Here is a 16667-nt window from a genome sequence, read left to right as displayed (position 1 = left end):
ATGGGCGTACGGTCCACGAGCGTCCAGCGTTGTCCGGGCCCGTCCGTGGTCGTTGACACCCAGTTGGTCACTCAGCCACGAAACACGGCCGGACGGCACGGCAGCAACGCGAAAGCCCGCAAGGAGAGAAGAACACGGGAAGCCCGGTATCCATCATGGACACGATCACCCCGTACGGCGACCGCGAGGCGTATCGAGCACCATGGCCGAGTCGCCGAAGTCGGCCACTATCTTGAGCTGACCTCCGAGCGCCGTTACGTAAGCAGCCGGGGTGGCCACTTCGCTGATCACTCCGCTCTCGATCTGTGAGATGCGGGCCTGTGACACGCCCATCGCCTGAGCGACATTCTCTTGCCGTAGGCCGAGCTTACGTCTGGCTTCAGCGAGTTGGTAGGCACGCTGGCGAGCTACGAGCCCATCGCGGAGTTGAGCAACCTCCTGCTCATCGTCGGGCTGGACAAGCTCAGCACGCAGTTCCTCCCATGTCACCGCCTGATCGCTCATTGCTCCCCCTCTTTGAGGTACCGGGCAAAACGCGCCTCTGCTGTTTTGATCGCCACGTCATACCAACCACTCCAGTCACCGGACTTGTCTCCGGCGACCAGGAACACCGCTTGACGCCAGGGGTCGAAAACGAAGAGCAGCCGCCCCTCGCTCCGCCCGCTGGATCCAGGTCTCAGCTCCTTGAGGTCCTGCCCCGGCAGCCGACCTGCGGAGGGACACACTTACTCACACCTGCCCCTCATAGCCGCGAGTGTAGGCCGGTACACCTCAACGAGCAGGGCTGATCCAACCGATCCTCTTGCGCCGGGCATTGAGCTAACGTGATAACCATGAAGCGCGTCCAGCAGTATCAAGCCGCCTCCATCGCGGTGCTCGCGGGCTGGCTGGCCGATCATCCCAACGAGGAGACACGCTGGCGCTTGGTCGCCGAATTCCTGGAGGAATACCGGCATGAGCCACCTGTGGTCCGGCTCGACCTGTTGTCCCCAGAGCCCTCCAGCATGGGAGATCCCCACTGGGATGTCTTCCTTGCCGCGCTCGCTGAGCATCTTGCCGCGAAGGATGGCCAGGCCGGCCCCCCCTGGACCGAATCACGGCAGCTCCACCGGTTCTGGTTTCCGTTCAACACTCCCGCGGCCCGCGTCGACGCATTCGTCCATGCACCGGCTTCCTTCCGCCGCCGTGGGGTCTTCATCCACCCCCAGGAACTGGAAGTCGCATGAACGACGCCCCGCTGCTCGATCGGACTGCGATCGAAGACGCGTTCCGACGTCTCGGTGATCGTCTTGCCCGCCGCGGGGTCATCGCCGATCTTTACATCTTTGGCGGGGCGGCCATGGCCCTGGCTTATGACGCCCGCCGGTCCACCCGTGACATCGACGCCGTCTTCGAGCCGCACGGGATCGTCCTCGACGAGGCACGCGCGGTCGCGTCCGAGCTCGGTCTGCCGTCGTGGTGGCTCAACGAGCAGGCCAGTGCCTACGTCGCTCCCGGCGGAGACAGCTCGGCTCGACGAGTCTTCGACCATCCAGGACTACGCGTTCTGCAGCGTCACCGGAACATCTTCTCGCGATGAAGGTTCTGGCTGCTCGCCGACGAGACATCGGCGACATTCGTGCTCTTGTCGAGCGCCTCGCCCTTGACTCGGTCGATGAAATCCTCACGCTGTGCGCAGAGATCTTTCCGGACGAACCCGTCCCTGATCGGGCTCGTCTCATCCTGGAAGATCTCTTCAGCGAAGGCTGAATATCGGTCTGCTGCCTATCGGAGGTCAAAGGCAGCGCATGCAAACCGGGCTCACGTACGACTCAAGGGCTGAGGCGACATCTGGCTAAGCGACGCGGCAAGGTGGTCTGGCAGCAAAAAGAGAAGCCCCTCACCTGTTGTCGCAGGTGAAGGGCTTGCGGTGGGCACTACTGGGTTCGAACCAGTGACATCTCGCTTGTAAGGCGATCCGAGCAGGGGCGCGACCAGGGCGGATACCGGCTCTGACCTGGGCGTACGGTCCACGACCGTCCACCGTTGTCCGCCCCCGTCCGGGGTCGTTGTCACCTAGTTGGTCACCCAAAACTCGCGCTCTCTACGCGTCCTGCCGTCAGGGCTGTTTTTGGTACCCACAGCACTTTGACAGCAAGTGGGATTCTTGCACGCCGGACGACAGGTGTCCGTCGATCACGCCGCGTGAGGCTCGAACCAGACCGACCCCAGATCATGACCGGAGGTGAGACGGACGTCAGCGTTCAGCGCCGCGGCCAGATGCCGCAGCAAGGCGACCGTCGGCGCGGTCCCGCCTTCCTCGATGCACTCGATCTCATCCTCGGTCATACCCGCACGCTCGGCCAGTTCCGCCACGGTCAGTCCAAGCGCACCACGCCGGTCATACAGCGCCTTACCAAAAGCCAGCGCTTCACGGATCATGATCCGTTCGGGATCCTCGGTCTCAGGTTCAGGCCGCACCCAGCGGGTGTGATAACCAGTCATCACACCTTCCTCTCATAGATCTCGGCCACCGGTCCATGGTGATCGCGTTCACAGATCTTCTGCGCCCGGACCGCCCTGTCGATCTGCCGTTGATCGTGCTGCTTGGTCTTGCGGAAAGCCGTGAGCAACACGATTCTCCTATCCGGAGTACACCAGTACGTCACCCGAGCTGCAACATCGCGGAGCCGAACCCGCAGTTCCCAGACCGACCCTTCCAGATGGTCCGACCATGGACCGCCAAGCTCAGCCCCTTTTTCCGCCAGTAGACCAGCTACCTCGTCAACCCGCTTGAAGTCGCTGTCGCTCAGGTTGTCGAGCCACTCACGGACCTCCGGCTCGATCTCAAAGCCATACGGCTTATGCACCTGAGACTCCCTCCACACACTCACCTCACTCAGGGTAGCGAATCGTTGCCAACAGCAACGAGCGAAGAGCCACCTCGCCCCGCCCGAGGCGCCAAGGGGCATGACACCAGCGCGTGCTCACGTGTTGAGGCAACAACCAGCTGAGCGACGCGGCGAGGCGGTCTGGCAACAAAAAAGAAAAGCCCCTCGCCTGTTTTCGCAGGTGGGGGGCTTGCGGTGGGCACTACTGGGTTCGAACCAGTGACATCTCGCTTGTAAGGCGAGCGCTCTACCGCTGAGCTAAGCGCCCGGGGTAATCCCGTTGGACAGACGGGACAACACCTTACGCCACCCGGGGGGTTTTCAGCACATCGGGAGACCAGGTGACCCCCGCGTCGGCGAAACCGGCGGCGCGCCAGCCGAGGAGGGCGGCGCCGAGCATGCCGGCCGACACGCCGAGAGCGGCCTGACGCAGAGGTGGTGCGTCGCGGAAGGCGAGGCGTTTCTGAAGGCGCTCGGCCAGCGGGACGGAGAGGAGGGAACCCGCCTCGGCGAGGCCGCCGCCGAGGACGATGGCCGAGGGGTCCAGCAAGAGCGCGTAGCTGGCCAGGGCCAGGGACAGCGCCTCGACCGCCTCGTCCCAGATCTCCATGGCGAGAGGATCTCCGGAGGCGGTCAGGGCTGCGACCTGCTCGGCGGTGACGGGAGAGGCGGACGAGGTGGCGCGGGTGGAGTAGCGACGGGCTACCGCGGAGGCGGAGGCGTAGGTCTCCAGGCAGCCGATCTGACCGCAGGCACACGGCTCGCCCTCCGGGAAGACCGGGATGTGGCCGATCTCGCCGCCCCAGCCGGCGGTCCCGCCGTACGGCTCGCCGTGCAGGATCACAGCGCCCGCGATGCCGGTGCCGATGGGCAGGAACAGGAAGTCGGAGAACTCGCGACCGGCACCGAGGACGCTCTCCGCGAGGCCTCCGGTGCGGACGTCGTGGCCGAGCATGACGGGGACGTCGAGCGGGACGAAATCCGTCGCGGGGACATCCCTCCAGCCGATGTTCGCGGAGTAGAGGGCCGCATCCGCGGTGACCAGGCCGGGTACCGCGAGTCCGACACCCGCGGGGGCGCCGCCGCCCGCGGTGGCGAGGTCGTCGATGAACGATCGGATCGTCGCGACGACGACGGCGGGGCCCCGATCCCGCGGGGTCGCGCGGCGGTCGGTGCGGATGATCTCGCCGGAACGGGTGACGAGGCCGCCCTTCATCGACGTTCCACCGACGTCAAGGGCAACAACGAAGGAGTTCATGCACCCATCCAGCGGCTCGAAGGAGCGGGACCGAGCCCGACCCTAGCGCACGGCGTACGCGCGCGGATGAGGGAGATCCACCACTGTGGCGAGGAGCCGACAGGAAACCCGGCCACGGCCTCGTACGCGACTCACGGGTACCTGAGGTGTTCGTCGTTCCGGTCTCGAACACCACGTACGCGTAGTCCCCGGGCGAAAACGGCCTCTCAGGGGACCCGGCGCAGCACCCTGGCCAGGGCGGCCTCCACCTCGTCGGCCAGGCCCGGGGCGCAGGCGACGGCCGGCCGGCCGTCGGCACGGGCGAGCCGCACCGAGCCGCAGGACCGGCACTCCACCTCGCCGAGCCGGCAGATGAGCGCGACGGAGCCGCATGAGGAGCACGTGTCGAGCTCGACTTCATGGGTGCGTCGGCAGTCCGGGCAGATCAGCACCTGCGTCTCGTCGCACACCCCGCGCGTCCACGGGCTGGCACCACGGATCGGGTCGGTCTGCCTGGCCCCGCAGGAGAAGCAGGGCATGATCGCCTCCGAGAGGTCGGACCGGCGGGCGCCGCGCGAACGGGCGGTCGCCGGATCACCGCTTAGGGAAGTTCGGCGAGCACCTTGCGGTACTCGGCGATGTCGCGGGCCTGTGAAATCGGATTCACGACACGCCAGCGGACCACGCCCTCGCCGTCGATGACGAAGGTTCCGCGCTCAGCGATGCCCTTCTCCTCATCGAACACACCGTACGCCCGCGCGACCTGTCCGTGCGGCCAGAAGTCGGAGAGCAGCGGGAAGGTGTAGCCCTTCTGATCCGCCCACGCGCGGTGAGCGAAGATGGAGTCAACCGAGATGGTGAGAACTTCAACGTCCTCGGGCATGTCGGCCATGAACTCGTCGCGGAGGGCGTCGAGTTCGCCGCCGCAGACGCCGGTGAACGCGAGAGGATAGAAGATCAGCACGATCTTTTTGCCCCGGTGGTCGGAAAGCTTGACCGGGGTGCCGTGCTGGTCGCTCAGCTCGAAGCCCGGAGCCCGGGTACCCACCTCGATCGCCATGGCCGGGGTTCCTTTCGTCGCATGAGGCATGCGTCATCATCCTGCCGTACGGCTCACGCGAGCCGTACGGCAGGGCGGACCCTTAGCGGCGCGCCTTGGGCGTCGCCAGACGCGTCCCCGACCAGTCGGGGGCCGCACTGATGCTGCTGGTCTGCGAGAGACCCGCAGTGGTGGCGTCTTCCCCGATGTCGCTCGGCTCCACGTGCCCGTCCCGGCCGGCTTTGGGAGTGAGCAGCCAGATCTGGCCACCATCGGTGAGGTTGGTCACCACGCTGCTCAGGGCGTCGAACAGATCACCGTCACCGTCACGCCACCAGAGCAGCACGACGTCGACGACGTCCTCGAAGTCTTCATCGACCAGCTCGTTACCGGTCAGCTCCTCGACGGAGTCGCGCAGATCGTCGTCAGCGTCCTCGTCCCATCCGACTTCCTGCACCACCTGACCCTGCTTGAGGCCGAGTCGTTCGGCCAGGCCGCGTTCGCCCTGGGCCTGACCCGCGGTCGCGCTCACGTTTGTCCCTCCTGCTTGGATGGCCCCGCAATCACACGGTGCTCAAAGTGCTTCGGCACAGTCCACACGCTGTGACCCTTAGTCGTCAACGGTCGCCACGGCAACGACTGGGCTACGTATGAATTAGTCCGACAAAAATGACAAACGGACCTGGCGTTCCAGATTGTCGACGTTGAGATCCACCACGGCGATGGACTGCCAGGTTCCCAGCGCGAGCCGTCCCGACAGGACCGGGACGGTGGCGTACGGCGGAATGAGGGCGGGCATGACATGCGACCGTCCATGCCCTCTTGAGCCGTGCGCATGCCTCCATCTGTCATCGGCGGGAAGCAGGGCCTCCAGCGCCGCGAGCAGATCGTCGTCACTGCCTGAGCCCAGCTCCAGCAGCGCGACCCCGGCGGTCGCGTGGGGCACGAAGACGTTCAACAGACCGTCGCCCCCGCATGACCGGACGAAGCTCTCGCACTCGGAGGTGATGTCGTGCACCCGTTCCCGGGAACCCGTTACCACCTCGATCGTCTGAGATCTCACATACCGATCCTACGATCCATCGTGAGCTGCGATGACGACCGCACCCGGCGCGGAGCGCATCAGGTGCCCCATCCGTCACGCACCCGTGCCGGGTAGATCACCTTATACGGGACGCTCCAGCGCTCCATGGGCGTATGAAAGGGGCGCGGAGGGCACTATGAGGGAGGGCCACTCGTTACACATATGCAAGGTTTCAGTCGCTCCTCCCCGCCCTGGGAGCCCTCCTCTCGTGAGGGCTCCGGATCCGGCCAGACGACGGGATCCGGATTCACAGGGAGGGGACCTGTAAAAAAGAGGGAACCTCGATGTAACCTTTGACGGCAATTCGTCCTACCATCGGTGGTCTAGGCCACTTATGCACCCCTGCCAGCAGGGATCTCCTGGTTACCGGTAAGTAGAGATGCACTTTCCGGGGTAAGCGACCAGGATGGAAGACGACCTACACCAGACAAAAGTCCATCCTCGGAAGGCGAGACCCAGTGGCTTCCGGACGCCAGCGTTTCTCGATCATCAGCGACGGCCTACCCAGCCAGCTTCCTGATGTCGACCCCAGTGAGACCCAGGAGTGGCTCGAGTCGCTCGACAACGTCATCAAGACGGAAGGTCGCACTCGTGCTCGTTACCTGATGCTTCGGCTGTTGGAACGGGCCCGCGAGCACCAGGTCGGTGTGCCCGGCCTGCGTAGTACCGACTACATCAACACCATCCCGCCGGAGCGTGAGCCCTGGTTCCCGGGCGACGAGTACGTCGAGCGCCGGATTCGCGCCTACACGCGCTGGAACGCGGCGGTCATGGTGACCCGGGCCAACGCCCGCACCAACGTCGGCGGGCACATCGCCACCTACGCCTCGGCCGCGTCGCTCTATGAGGTGGGTTTCAACCACTTCTTCCGCGGCAAGGACCACGGCGAGTCCGGAGACCAGGTCTTCTTCCAGGGCCACGCCGCGCCCGGCATCTACGCCCGCGCCTTCCTTGAGGGCCGCCTCAACGAGGCCCAGCTCGACGCCTTCCGCCAGGAGCTCTCGCACGGTTTCAAGGGCCTGCCCTCCTATCCGCACCCCCGCCTGATGCCCGACTTCTGGGAGTTCCCCACTGTCTCCATGGGTCTCGGGCCGATCGGGGCGATCTACCAGGCCCGGTTCAACCGCTACCTGCTGAACCGGAAGATCAAGGACACCAGCCGGAGCCACGTCTGGTGCTACCTCGGTGACGGCGAGATGGACGAGCCCGAGTCGCTCGGCGCGATCGGCCTGGCGGCCCGTGAGGAGCTCGACAACCTCACCTTCGTCATCAACTGCAACCTGCAGCGTCTCGACGGCCCGGTACGCGGCAACGGAAAGATCATCCAGGAGCTGGAGTCCTACTTCCGCGGCGCCGGCTGGAACGTCATCAAGGTCGTCTGGGGCCGCGACTGGGATCCGCTGCTGGCGGCCGACGTCGACGGCGTGCTGGTCAACAAGATGAACACCGTCCCCGACGGCCAGTTCCAGACCTACTCCGTCGAGACCGGCGAGTACATCCGCGAGAACTTCTTCGGTGACGACCCGCGCCTGCGCAAGATGGTCGAGCACCTGTCGGACGAGGACATCCGCAAGCTGTCGCGCGGTGGCCACGACTACCGCAAGGTGTACGCGGCCTACAAGTCGGCCCGCGAGCACGTCGGCCAGCCGACCGTCATCCTCGCCCAGACCATCAAGGGCTGGACCCTCGGCAAGGACTTCGAGGCGCGCAACGCGACGCACCAGATGAAGAAGCTGTCCAAGGCCGACCTGAAGGAGTTCCGCGACCGGCTCTACCTGCCGATCCCCGACTCCGCTCTCGAGGCCGACCTCCCCCCGTACTTCCACCCGGGCGAGAACGACCCCGAGATCCAGTACATGAAGGAGCGGCGCGCGGCCCTGGGCGGTTTCCTGCCCAAGCGCGTGATGCGGGCCAAGCCGGTCAAGCTTCCCGGCGACGCCGCGTACGCGCAGCTGAAGAAGGGCTCCGGCAAGCAGAACGTCGCCACCACCATGGCGTTCGTCCGCCTGCTCAAGGACCTCATGCGCGACAAGGAGATCGGCCACCGGTTCGTGCCGATCATCCCTGACGAGGCGCGCACCTTCGGCCTCGACGCGATCTTCCCGACGGCGAAGATCTACTCGCCGCACGGTCAGACCTACGAGGCGGTCGACCGCGAGCTGCTGCTGTCGTACAAGGAGTCGACCGAGGGCCAGATCCTGCACGAGGGCATCAGCGAGTCGGGCTCGATGGCCTCCACGATCGCGGTCGGCTCGTCGTACGCCACGCACGGCGAGCACATGATCCCGATCTACATCTTCTACTCGATGTTCGGCTGGCAGCGCACCGCCGACCAGATGTGGCAGTTCGCCGACCAGATGGGCCGTGGCTTCCTGCTCGGCGCCACCGCCGGCCGCACCACGCTGAACGGCGAGGGCCTGCAGCACGAGGACGGCCACACCCCGCTGATCGCCTCGACGAACCCGGCGGCGGTCTCGTACGACCCGTCGTGGGGGTTCGAGGTGGCCCACATCGTCAAGGACGGCCTGCGGAGGATGTACGGCGAGCAGCCGGAGAACATCTTCTACTACCTGACCGTCTACAACGAGCCCTACCTCCAGCCCGCCGAGCCCGCGGACCTGGACGTGGCGGGCCTGCTCAAGGGCCTGTACAGGTTCGCCCCTGCTCCGGCCGTCTCGGGCCCGAAGGCCAACATCCTGGCGTCCGGCGTGGCCGGGCCGTGGGCCGTGGAGGCCCAGCGGATGCTGGCCGAGGACTGGGGCGTGGCGGCCGAGGTCTGGTCGGCCACCTCCTGGACGGAGCTGCGCCGCGAGGCGCTCGCCGCCGAGGAGCACAACCTGCTCAACCCCGAGGCGGACAAGCGCGTGCCGTACGTCACGCAGGCGCTGTCGAAGGCCCAGGGGCCGTTCGTGGGCGTGAGCGACTACATGCGGGCGGTACAGGACCAGATCGCCCAGTGGGTTCCCGGTGACTGGAGCTCGCTCGGCACCGACGGCTTCGGCCTGTCGGACACCCGGTCGGCGCTGCGCCGCCACTTCCACGTGGACGCGGCCTCGATCACCCTGGCCGTGCTCACCCGGCTGGTCGAGCGCGGTGAGCTCGACCCCGAGGTACTGGGCGACGCCATCTCCATGTACCACCTGAAGAACGGCGTGACCGAGGCCGGGGGCGCCGAGAGCAACGACACCCAGTCCATGGGCGTGTGATCCTTTCCGGGCGGGTTCTCCTTTTCCATGGGGGCCCGCCCGGTTAGGGTGGAATCGCTTCCCCCGGCGAACGATTCCCAGGGGGAGCTTTTCCATGGCAAGAATCCTTAGGGCGGCCGCGACGGTCACCGCCCTGTCAACCGCGCTGGCCGCCTGCGGCGGCGGCGACGGCGACGGCGGAAAGCATGTCGCCGCGGGCGCCTCCGCGACGGCGACGGCCGCGCCCTCGGGGACGCCCTCGGCCGCGCCCTCGGGGACGATCGTCTGGGGTCCGTGCACCGACATCAAGCGACCCGGCGGCCAGCCCCCCGCTCGGTCCGAACGCGCGCAGCAGTGCGGGAAGCTCAAGGTCCCGCTCGACTACACCAGGCCGGACGGCGAGTCCATCGACATCGCCGTCATCCGCGTCAAGGCCTCGGGTCCCGGTAAGCGGATCGGCTCGCTGGTCTTCAACTTCGGCGGTCCCGGCGCCTCGGGGGTCGACACCCTCGCCCAGGCCGCCAAGGCCTTCACCAATCTGAACCGCCGCTACGACCTGGTCAGCTTCGACCCCCGCGGGGTCGGCCGCAGTTCGGGCGTCCGGTGCGGCGGCAACGCGATGATGGACAAGTTCACCTCGATGAACACCCTGCCCACCAACGACGCCGATCGCGCCGAGATCCGGCAGACCACCAGGGAGTTCACGACGGCCTGCGGGCAGACCTCGGGCAGGCTGCTGCCCTATGTCGGCACGGTGAACGCCGCCGCGGACATGGACCGCCTCCGCGCGGCCCTGGGCGAGAGGAAACTGAACTACTTCGGCATCTCGTACGGGACGCAACTCGGCGCGGTCTACGCGACCAGGTTCCCGAAGAACGTGGGCCGGTTCGTGCTGGACGCCCCGCTGGACCCGAGCGTGTCCCTGGCCGATCGCACGATGGTCCAGACGAAGGGCTTCCAGCAGGCCTACGACGCCTTCCTGAAGGACTGCGTGCAGGAACCCGGTCAGTGCGAGATCGGCACCGACGTGACCCTCGCGAACAAGAACGTCGAGAAACTCATGGACGACCTGAGGGACGAGCCGCTCAAGGTCGGTGGCCGCACCCTGACGCAGGGGCTGGCGGGCACCGGCATCGCCGCCGCGCTGTACTCGGAGATGACCTGGCCGCTGCTCGACCAGGCGCTGGGTCAGGCGATCAAGGGTGACGGACGGATCCTGCTGGCGATGGCCGACAGTTACAACGGCCGCCTGCCCGACGGCAGCTACACGACGCTCATGAGCAGTTTCCCGGCGATCAGTTGCGTCGACACCGCGGAACGGCCCACCCCCGAGCAGCTGGCCACGGTCGAGGCCGAGACGATGAAGGTCTCCCCGCTGTTCGGCGGCAGCGGAATGGGCCTGATCTGCTCGATGTGGCCGGTCCCCGGCAGTGACGAGGCCAGGCGGGTCAACGCCACGGGCTCGGCCCCGATCATGGTGATCGGCGGCACCGGTGACCCCGCCACCCCGTACGAGTGGGCTCCGAAACTGACCTCGGAACTCAGGACGGGCGTGCTGGTGACCTACAAGGGCGAGGGGCACGGCGCCTACCTGTCCGGTGACGCCTGCATCGGCAAGGTGACCGACGCCTACCTGATCGACGGGAAGGTTCCCGCGAAGGGGGTCACCTGCTCGAACTCCTGAGGTGACCCTCCCCTGAATCCTCTGCCCGCCGCGATCGCCCTGGTGACGCCTCCCCGCGCCGCCGGGGGTCACCTCACCGTTCGCGGGAGAGGGCCTAGCAGGTCTCCAGTCGGGGCAGCGCGGTTTCGAAGCGGAAGTCGACTCTGCCCAGGTGACTTTCGAGCAGGCTCGCCAGGGTTCCGTCCGCGTACATGGACGTGATCACTTCGTTGATCCTCCGGCAGGCCACCGGATCGCCGGTTCGAAGTGCCACACCGTACCGTTCCGTGGTGAGCCTGACTCCGACGATCTTGACCTTGATGCCGCGCAGGCGGGCGCCGAAGCCGGCGATCAGCAGGTCGTCGCCGACCATGGCGTCGGCGCGGCCATCGGCCACCTGCACCGCGCACTGGGCGGGATCGTCGGCCCGCACCGCGACGAAGTCGACGCCCCTGTCCCGGATCATCGTGCCCGTGGTCTGGCCGTTCGACAGGCAGATCCTCCTGTCCCGCAGGTCCTCCAAGTCGTCGATCTTCGCACTGGCGCGGACCAGCACGTCACGGTGGGCGACGTAGTACGGCCCGGCGAAGGCGGCCCGGCCGCGGTCGGCGTCGTCGATCGAAAGGTTGGAGATCACCAGATCGACCTTGCCCCTCTCGACCGCCTCCTCCCTGGCCGCGTAGCCCACGGGCACGAAGGTGAGACCGCCGGCGCGCACCGACAGGGCCTTAGCCAGGTGGGCGGCCACGTCGGCCTCGAATCCGCGGGGTGGGTCGTCGCCCAGCGAGATCCCCGGCAGCCCGCCGCGGTAACCCACCCGGAGCCTGCCGGTGGCCTTGATCCGATCGAGCAGCGGCGAGCCCGTGGAGACCTTCGTGACCTCGGCCGTGGCCGAGGGGGACGATGACGGCGGACGGGTGGGCTCGGCCCGCCCGCCGGGCGGGAAACCGAACTGGACGGCCAGGAAGGCGCCGACCCCGCCGAGGACGGCGAGCCCGCCGGCGATCGCGACCCGCCTCCGGCCGCGCCTGACCGGCTCCTGTGGCCGCGTCAGATCCACTGTGGCGGCCTGCACGCCCTCGGCCAGCACCTCCTCGGACGCCTCCGCCTCGTCCACCGGGTGGCCGAGCAGGCGTTTCAACAGCACGTCCGAGGTGGGCCTGAGCTTCTGCTCCTTGCTCAGGCAGGCGGCGACGAGCTCGCGCAGCCCGTCGGGCAGGGCGCTCAGGTCGGCCTCGTGGTTGATGACACGGTTGAGCGTCGCCACGATCGTGTCGCTCCCGAAAGGCGCCTTTCCGGTGGCGGTGAAGACGATGGTCGAGCCCCAGGCGAACACGTCGGCGGGAAACCCGACCCGCTCTCCGGCGATCTGCTCCGGCGCCATGTAGGCGGGGGTGCCGACCGCGCGAGTGGTGATCGTCCCGCTCTCATCGATGATCTTCGCGATGCCGAAGTCGACCACCCGGGGGCCGTCCGCGGCGAGCATGACGTTGTCGGGCTTGAAATCCCGGTGCGCGATGCCCGCGTGGTGGATCGCGGTCAGCGCGGTGGCGGTGCCGATGGCCAGGCGTTCCAGTGCCTCACCGGACAGCGGTCCGTCGCGTTCGACGACCCGGCGCAGCGACGGGCCCTCGATCAGTTCGCTCGCGATGTAGGGCGTCTCGCCGTCGAGGTCGGCGGCGAGCACCCGGGCGGTGCAGAAGGGGGCCACCCGGCGAGCCGCCGCCAGCTCGCGGGCGAAGCGGGCGCGCGCGTGGACCTCCTCGGTGAAGCGCACGTGTAGCAGCTTGATGGCGGCGCGCTCGCCGCCCTCGGACTCCCCGAGGTAGACGACTCCCTGACCACCCTCCCCAGCCTGCCCCTGAGCGAGTACTCCCCCAGTCGCGGCGGATCCCCCGGCCGCAACGGTCTGATCTCCGGCACCGCGGACCCCTCGTTCCCTGTGCTTTGCCAGAACATTACACATCGGACGGGGGAACGATCACCCTTCCTCGCCGGGACGGTCGGACGAGATCTCCCATGGATGCGCAACGGTGATCCCCGCCCTGACTCCATCCGGCGGTTGAACCGACAAAACAGCATCGATAGCCTAGGCCGACGCATCTCATTGGAGTTCAATGGCCCAACCACCAAAACACCCGCTAGCCGCACCGCAGAACCTTCCCGGCAAACCGCCGGCCAAGCCCTCCGGGATCAAGGCTTCCACGGTGGTCACCATCACCGGGATCGGCGTCGTCTCTCTGCTTCTGGTCGGCTACTGCTCCGCGCAGCAGGACTACGAGGAGGTGGGCGCCGAGTGCGTCGACCTCAACAGCCGCCAGCCGGACGGCACCTACGAGGTGGTGGACGAGGACCTCTGCGACGACGACGGCGGTAGCGGTTACCACGGGTCACACGGTGCCTACGGCTGGTACTACGGCGGCGCCAGGAACGGCGTGTACATCCGGCAGGGGACCACCGTGCGCCCCTCGGACGTCAGAATCACCAGCGGCAAGGGCACCGTGATCCAGCGGGGCGGCTTCGGCGGGCGCAGCGGGTCGGGTAGCGGGAGCTGATCCGGCACAGATGAGACGCGAGACCTCACTCCCCCGCGACAACTGGGAGAGCATCATCGAGGGCCACGGCCTGGCCTACCATCGCTCGGCGCACCCCGAAGGCCTCACCCGCCCGTACTGGGACGAGAGCGCGCAGTACGTCTTCTCCATGGACGAGGTCCTGGATCTGGAGAACCAGGTCGAGGAACTGCACCGAATGTGCCTGCACGCCGTGGAACACGTCATCGCGAAGAACCGCTACGCCGACTTCGCGATCCCGGAGTGGGTGGCCCCGGAGATCGCCGCCTCCTGGAGGCGGAACGACCCGCACCTGTTCGGCCGGTTCGACCTGCGCTACGACGGGACCGGTCCGGCCAAGATGCTGGAGTACAACGCCGACACCCCCACCAGCCTGCTGGAGAGCTCGGTGGTGCAGTGGTTCTGGCTGCGCGACCGCTATCCCGACGACGACCAGTGGAACTCCATCCACGAACGACTGATCGCCAGGTGGCAGCAGATCTCGACCGGCCTGCCCACCGGACCCACGCACTTCGCCTGGACCAACATGGACACCTCAGGCGAGGAGGCGATGACCCTCGCCTACCTGCAGGAGACCGCCGACCAGGCCGGCCTCAAGACCGTCGCGCTGGCCATGGAGGACATCGGCTGGGACGACCTCAACCTGCGCTTCGTCGACATGGAGCGCCGGGTGATCCGCTCGCTCTGCAAGCTGTACCCGTGGGAGTGGGCGGTCGCCGATCCGTTCGGAACACGGGCGGTGCGCCAGCAGGTCTCGATGACCTGGATCGAGCCGCTATGGAAGATGCTGCTGTCCAACAAGGCGCTGCTCGCGGTGCTCTGGGAGCTGTATCCGGGCCACCCGAACCTGCTGCCCGCCTATCTCGACGGCCCCCGCGACATGTCCTCGTACATCGCCAAGCCGTTGCTCGGCCGCGAGGGCGCGAACATGCGGATCGTCGCCCCCGGCGAGCGCGTCGAGACCTCGGGCGGCTACGGCGCCGAGGGGCACGTCTACCAGGAGTTCCAGGCACTGCCTGTCTTCGACGGCTGGCGTCCCGTGCTCGGCGCCTGGGTGGTCCACGACGAGGCGGCGGGTGTCGGCATCCGCGAGACCTCAGGGTTCATCACCGACGACACGTCGTCATTCGTTCCGCACCGCATCGAGCTCTGAGTCCTGGAAAGAGAATGAAGCCATGAGTCCCACCCCCATCCCGGCCGTGACGCTCCTGCCCTCCGCGCCCGGCGGCGAGACGCTGTCGATCGCCGAAATCCTCGGACGCGGCGCGCTCGCGATCGCCTCCTACGCCGCCCTCGGCGTGATCCTGCTGATCATCGGCTTCTATGTGATCGACATGGCCATCCCCGGCAAGCTCAGCCGGCTGATCAAGGAGGACCGCAACCCCAACGCCACACTGCTCGCCTGTTCGGGGCTGGCCGCCCTCGGATTGATCGTCGCGGCCTCCATCTGGTCCTCCGGCGGTGCCCTGCACGAGGGCCTGCTCGCGACACTGGTCTTCGGCCTGGTCGGCATCGCCGTACAGACCGTGGCGATGATCGCCTTCGACAAGGTGGCGGGGGTCTCGGTGCGCGAACTGGTCAAGGAGCCCGACCTCCAGCCGGGTGCCCGGCTGCTGGCGGTCACCCACCTGGCCATCGGACTGATCACCGCCGTCGCTGTCGTCTGAGTGCGGTCGCGTCCGCCGCGGGGGACCCGATCGTGCCGGATGTACAAGATCGAGGGTCTTGCGCTGTCGGGAACCATGGCTGGTGCATCTCCGACGACCTGGCACTCTTAGTGGCGTGAGGGAACGGAGCGAGCGAGCGGTCAGGCACAGCGACGTCGTGACCGGGTCGGATGAGAGGGATCTCGACTCCGACCGGGTCAGGGAGGACACCACGCGCCGGCTGGAACGGGCCATGGGCACGCTGAGCACGGCCGCCATGTCCCGGATGGACGACCGGCTGATGTGGTTTCGCGCGCTCTCCGCGGAGGACAGATCCTGGGTCGGGCTGGTCGCGCAGGCCGGGATCGCCGCCTTCGTGGAGTGGTTCCAGCACGCCGGCGAGGGCCGACCGACGCCCAGCATCGAGTTCTTCGGCACCGCGCCCAGGGAGCTGAAGCGGTCCATCTCGCTGCAGCAGACGGTCGACATCGTGCGGGTCGTGGTCGAGGTGGTCGAGGCACAGACCGAGGAACTGGCGGCGCCCGGCGGCGATGACCAGCTCCAGCAGGCGATGCTCCGCTACACCCGCGACGTCGCGTTCGCCGCCGCGCAGGTGTACGCGCGGGAGGCCGAGGCGCGCGGCGCCTGGGACGCGCGACTGGAGGCGCTGATCGTGGACGCCCTGGTCAGGGGGGAGGTCGACGACGGCCTGCACTCCTGGGCCGCCGCGCTCGGCTGGACCTCCACGCCCGTCGTGGTACTGGCGGGACAGACGCCCGACGACGACCCGCAGGCGGTGATAGACGCGCTGCGCGACCGGGGCCGCAGGTCCGGTCTGGACATGCTGGCCGGTGTGCAGGGCGACCGGCTGATCGTGATCGTGGGCGGTGCGGACAGCGTCGCCGCCGCGGCCAGGCACGTGGTGCCGCGTTTCGGAAACGGGCCGATCGTGATCGGGCCCGAGGTGGCGGACCTGCACTCGGCCGCCAGATCGGCGCGGGCGGCGATGGCCGGGCTGCGGGCGGCCGCGGGGTGGCCGGACGCGCCCAGGCCGGTCCACGCCGAGGACCTGCTGGCCGAACGGGCCCTGGACGGTGACGCCGACGCCAGGGCACAGCTGATCGAGAACGTCTACCAGCCGCTGATCGGCACGCCGCTGCTCGACACCCTGGCGACCTACCTGGAACAGGGCACCTCCCTGGAGGCGACGGCACGGCTGCTGTTCGTCCATCCGAACACGGTGCGCTACCGTCTGCGTAAGATCACCGAGTTGACCGGTTACCAGCCGACCGAGGGGCGATCCGCCTTCACTCTGCAGGTGGGACTGATCCTCGGACGCCTATCGGAAACGCCGGTGACGTAGCAGGCTT

The 16667-nt window shown here is 67.6% G+C and carries 19 protein-coding genes and 1 tRNA gene; 9 read left to right on the top strand and 11 right to left on the bottom strand.

The annotated features are described in order from the left end of the window. Positions 1 to 165: 165 nt before the first annotated feature. Together ACFQVD_RS44715 and ACFQVD_RS44710 are read right to left on the bottom strand one after the other, a co-directional pair. Positions 166 to 504, bottom strand: coding sequence for a helix-turn-helix domain-containing protein (locus ACFQVD_RS44715; RefSeq protein ID WP_343967741.1), 339 nt, complete (start codon positions 502 to 504; stop codon positions 166 to 168). Then, a complete protein-coding gene (locus ACFQVD_RS44710; RefSeq protein ID WP_386274048.1) occupies positions 501 to 725 on the bottom strand; it encodes a type II toxin-antitoxin system RelE/ParE family toxin in 225 nt (74 codons plus the stop codon). The genes ACFQVD_RS44715 and ACFQVD_RS44710 overlap by 4 nt, the downstream gene beginning before the upstream one ends. Positions 726 to 833: 108 nt before the next feature. Between ACFQVD_RS44710 and ACFQVD_RS44705 the strand changes: the two genes are divergently transcribed. Genes ACFQVD_RS44705 through ACFQVD_RS44695 form a run of 3 tightly spaced genes read left to right on the top strand, consistent with a single transcriptional unit; the run spans position 834 to position 1749 of the window. Next, on the top strand, positions 834 to 1226 hold the full coding sequence (locus ACFQVD_RS44705) for a hypothetical protein (RefSeq protein WP_343967738.1): 393 nt from the start codon (positions 834 to 836) through the stop codon (positions 1224 to 1226). Beyond that, positions 1223 to 1579 carry a hypothetical protein gene (locus ACFQVD_RS44700; protein WP_343967736.1) on the top strand — a complete coding sequence of 119 codons (357 nt, stop codon included), beginning with the start codon at positions 1223 to 1225 and terminating at the stop codon, positions 1577 to 1579. The genes ACFQVD_RS44705 and ACFQVD_RS44700 overlap by 4 nt, the downstream gene beginning before the upstream one ends. Then, the gene (locus tag ACFQVD_RS44695; protein WP_343967734.1) at positions 1576 to 1749 is read left to right on the top strand and encodes a hypothetical protein; all 174 of its coding nucleotides are present in this window, start codon (positions 1576 to 1578) and stop codon (positions 1747 to 1749) included. Before ACFQVD_RS44700 ends, ACFQVD_RS44695 begins: the two co-directional genes overlap by 4 nt. A 426-nt stretch (positions 1750 to 2175) precedes the next feature. Here the strand turns inward: ACFQVD_RS44695 and ACFQVD_RS44690 are convergent, their stop codons facing one another. The 8 genes from ACFQVD_RS44690 to ACFQVD_RS44655 all read right to left on the bottom strand — a co-directional run bounded on the left by ACFQVD_RS44690 (position 2176) and on the right by ACFQVD_RS44655 (position 6209). After that, positions 2176 to 2484, bottom strand: a complete 309-nt coding sequence (locus ACFQVD_RS44690; RefSeq protein WP_343967732.1) for a helix-turn-helix domain-containing protein — start codon at positions 2482 to 2484, stop codon at positions 2176 to 2178. Then, positions 2484 to 2849 (bottom strand): type II toxin-antitoxin system RelE/ParE family toxin, encoded by a 366-nt coding sequence (locus tag ACFQVD_RS44685; protein WP_343967730.1) that lies wholly within the window; start codon positions 2847 to 2849, stop codon positions 2484 to 2486. Before ACFQVD_RS44685 ends, ACFQVD_RS44690 begins: the two co-directional genes overlap by 1 nt. 217 nt (positions 2850 to 3066) lie before the next feature. Then, positions 3067 to 3138, bottom strand: a tRNA-Val gene (locus ACFQVD_RS44680). Positions 3139 to 3171: 33 nt separating this feature from the next. Then, complete coding sequence (locus ACFQVD_RS44675) at positions 3172 to 4128, bottom strand: ROK family protein (RefSeq protein WP_343967728.1); 957 nt, start codon at positions 4126 to 4128, stop codon at positions 3172 to 3174. 206 nt (positions 4129 to 4334) lie between these two features. Next, positions 4335 to 4646 (bottom strand): hypothetical protein, encoded by a 312-nt coding sequence (locus tag ACFQVD_RS44670; RefSeq protein ID WP_343967726.1) that lies wholly within the window; start codon positions 4644 to 4646, stop codon positions 4335 to 4337. A gap of 62 nt (positions 4647 to 4708) precedes the next feature. Further along, a complete protein-coding gene (locus ACFQVD_RS44665; protein WP_343967724.1) occupies positions 4709 to 5167 on the bottom strand; it encodes a peroxiredoxin in 459 nt (152 codons plus the stop codon). 82 nt (positions 5168 to 5249) lie between these two features. Then, positions 5250 to 5678, bottom strand: coding sequence for a DUF3052 domain-containing protein (locus ACFQVD_RS44660; RefSeq protein WP_030920118.1), 429 nt, complete (start codon positions 5676 to 5678; stop codon positions 5250 to 5252). A gap of 123 nt (positions 5679 to 5801) precedes the next feature. After that, positions 5802 to 6209, bottom strand: coding sequence for a secondary thiamine-phosphate synthase enzyme YjbQ (locus tag ACFQVD_RS44655; RefSeq protein ID WP_343967721.1), 408 nt, complete (start codon positions 6207 to 6209; stop codon positions 5802 to 5804). A 479-nt stretch (positions 6210 to 6688) separates the two neighbouring features. Between ACFQVD_RS44655 and aceE the strand changes: the two genes are divergently transcribed. Further along, positions 6689 to 9436, top strand: coding sequence for a pyruvate dehydrogenase (acetyl-transferring), homodimeric type (gene aceE / locus ACFQVD_RS44650; RefSeq protein WP_343967719.1), 2748 nt, complete (start codon positions 6689 to 6691; stop codon positions 9434 to 9436). A gap of 94 nt (positions 9437 to 9530) precedes the next feature. Beyond that, complete coding sequence (locus tag ACFQVD_RS44645) at positions 9531 to 11099, top strand: alpha/beta hydrolase (RefSeq protein ID WP_343967717.1); 1569 nt, start codon at positions 9531 to 9533, stop codon at positions 11097 to 11099. 94 nt (positions 11100 to 11193) lie between these two features. Here the strand turns inward: ACFQVD_RS44645 and ACFQVD_RS44640 are convergent, their stop codons facing one another. After that, positions 11194 to 13044: a serine/threonine-protein kinase gene (locus ACFQVD_RS44640; RefSeq protein WP_343967715.1), complete on the bottom strand. Its 1851-nt coding sequence runs from the start codon at positions 13042 to 13044 to the stop codon at positions 11194 to 11196. A gap of 151 nt (positions 13045 to 13195) precedes the next feature. Here ACFQVD_RS44640 and ACFQVD_RS44635 point away from each other — a divergent pair, with 151 nt between their 5' ends. The 4 genes from ACFQVD_RS44635 to ACFQVD_RS44620 all read left to right on the top strand — a co-directional run bounded on the left by ACFQVD_RS44635 (position 13196) and on the right by ACFQVD_RS44620 (position 16660). Then, entirely contained in the window at positions 13196 to 13633 is a 438-nt protein-coding gene (locus tag ACFQVD_RS44635) for a hypothetical protein (RefSeq protein WP_343967713.1), read from the top strand. A gap of 10 nt (positions 13634 to 13643) precedes the next feature. Continuing rightward, positions 13644 to 14804 carry a glutathionylspermidine synthase family protein gene (locus ACFQVD_RS44630; RefSeq protein WP_343967711.1) on the top strand — a complete coding sequence of 387 codons (1161 nt, stop codon included), beginning with the start codon at positions 13644 to 13646 and terminating at the stop codon, positions 14802 to 14804. 22 nt (positions 14805 to 14826) lie between these two features. After that, positions 14827 to 15318, top strand: a complete 492-nt coding sequence (locus ACFQVD_RS44625) for a DUF350 domain-containing protein (protein ID WP_343967709.1) — start codon at positions 14827 to 14829, stop codon at positions 15316 to 15318. A 232-nt stretch (positions 15319 to 15550) separates the two neighbouring features. Then, a complete protein-coding gene (locus tag ACFQVD_RS44620; protein WP_051753216.1) occupies positions 15551 to 16660 on the top strand; it encodes a PucR family transcriptional regulator in 1110 nt (369 codons plus the stop codon). Positions 16661 to 16667: the final 7 nt, after the last annotated feature.

This window comes from Streptosporangium amethystogenes subsp. fukuiense, from assembly GCF_042665875.1.
In the GTDB taxonomy this organism is placed as follows: domain Bacteria; phylum Actinomycetota; class Actinomycetes; order Streptosporangiales; family Streptosporangiaceae; genus Streptosporangium; species Streptosporangium fukuiense.
Note: the sequence above shows the minus strand (reverse complement) of the source record. Positions and strands in the feature narration are given on the sequence as shown.

What these genes read in the sequence shown, in the direction of transcription:
- ACFQVD_RS44715 (WP_343967741.1), bottom strand. Translation starts at nt 504, where the DNA reads ATGAGCGATCAGGCGGTGACATGGGAGGAACTGCGTGCTGAGCTTGTC.
- ACFQVD_RS44705 (WP_343967738.1), top strand. Translation starts at nt 834, where the DNA reads ATGAAGCGCGTCCAGCAGTATCAAGCCGCCTCCATCGCGGTGCTCGCG.
- ACFQVD_RS44700 (WP_343967736.1), top strand. Translation starts at nt 1,223, where the DNA reads ATGAACGACGCCCCGCTGCTCGATCGGACTGCGATCGAAGACGCGTTC.
- ACFQVD_RS44695 (WP_343967734.1), top strand. Translation starts at nt 1,576, where the DNA reads ATGAAGGTTCTGGCTGCTCGCCGACGAGACATCGGCGACATTCGTGCT.
- ACFQVD_RS44690 (WP_343967732.1), bottom strand. Translation starts at nt 2,484, where the DNA reads ATGACTGGTTATCACACCCGCTGGGTGCGGCCTGAACCTGAGACCGAG.
- ACFQVD_RS44675 (WP_343967728.1), bottom strand. Translation starts at nt 4,128, where the DNA reads ATGAACTCCTTCGTTGTTGCCCTTGACGTCGGTGGAACGTCGATGAAG.
- ACFQVD_RS44670 (WP_343967726.1), bottom strand. Translation starts at nt 4,646, where the DNA reads ATGCCCTGCTTCTCCTGCGGGGCCAGGCAGACCGACCCGATCCGTGGT.
- ACFQVD_RS44665 (WP_343967724.1), bottom strand. Translation starts at nt 5,167, where the DNA reads ATGGCGATCGAGGTGGGTACCCGGGCTCCGGGCTTCGAGCTGAGCGAC.
- ACFQVD_RS44645 (WP_343967717.1), top strand. Translation starts at nt 9,531, where the DNA reads ATGGCAAGAATCCTTAGGGCGGCCGCGACGGTCACCGCCCTGTCAACC.
- ACFQVD_RS44640 (WP_343967715.1), bottom strand. Translation starts at nt 13,044, where the DNA reads ATGTGTAATGTTCTGGCAAAGCACAGGGAACGAGGGGTCCGCGGTGCC.
- ACFQVD_RS44635 (WP_343967713.1), top strand. Translation starts at nt 13,196, where the DNA reads ATGGCCCAACCACCAAAACACCCGCTAGCCGCACCGCAGAACCTTCCC.
- ACFQVD_RS44630 (WP_343967711.1), top strand. Translation starts at nt 13,644, where the DNA reads ATGAGACGCGAGACCTCACTCCCCCGCGACAACTGGGAGAGCATCATC.
- ACFQVD_RS44625 (WP_343967709.1), top strand. Translation starts at nt 14,827, where the DNA reads ATGAGTCCCACCCCCATCCCGGCCGTGACGCTCCTGCCCTCCGCGCCC.
- ACFQVD_RS44620 (WP_051753216.1), top strand. Translation starts at nt 15,551, where the DNA reads ATGGGCACGCTGAGCACGGCCGCCATGTCCCGGATGGACGACCGGCTG.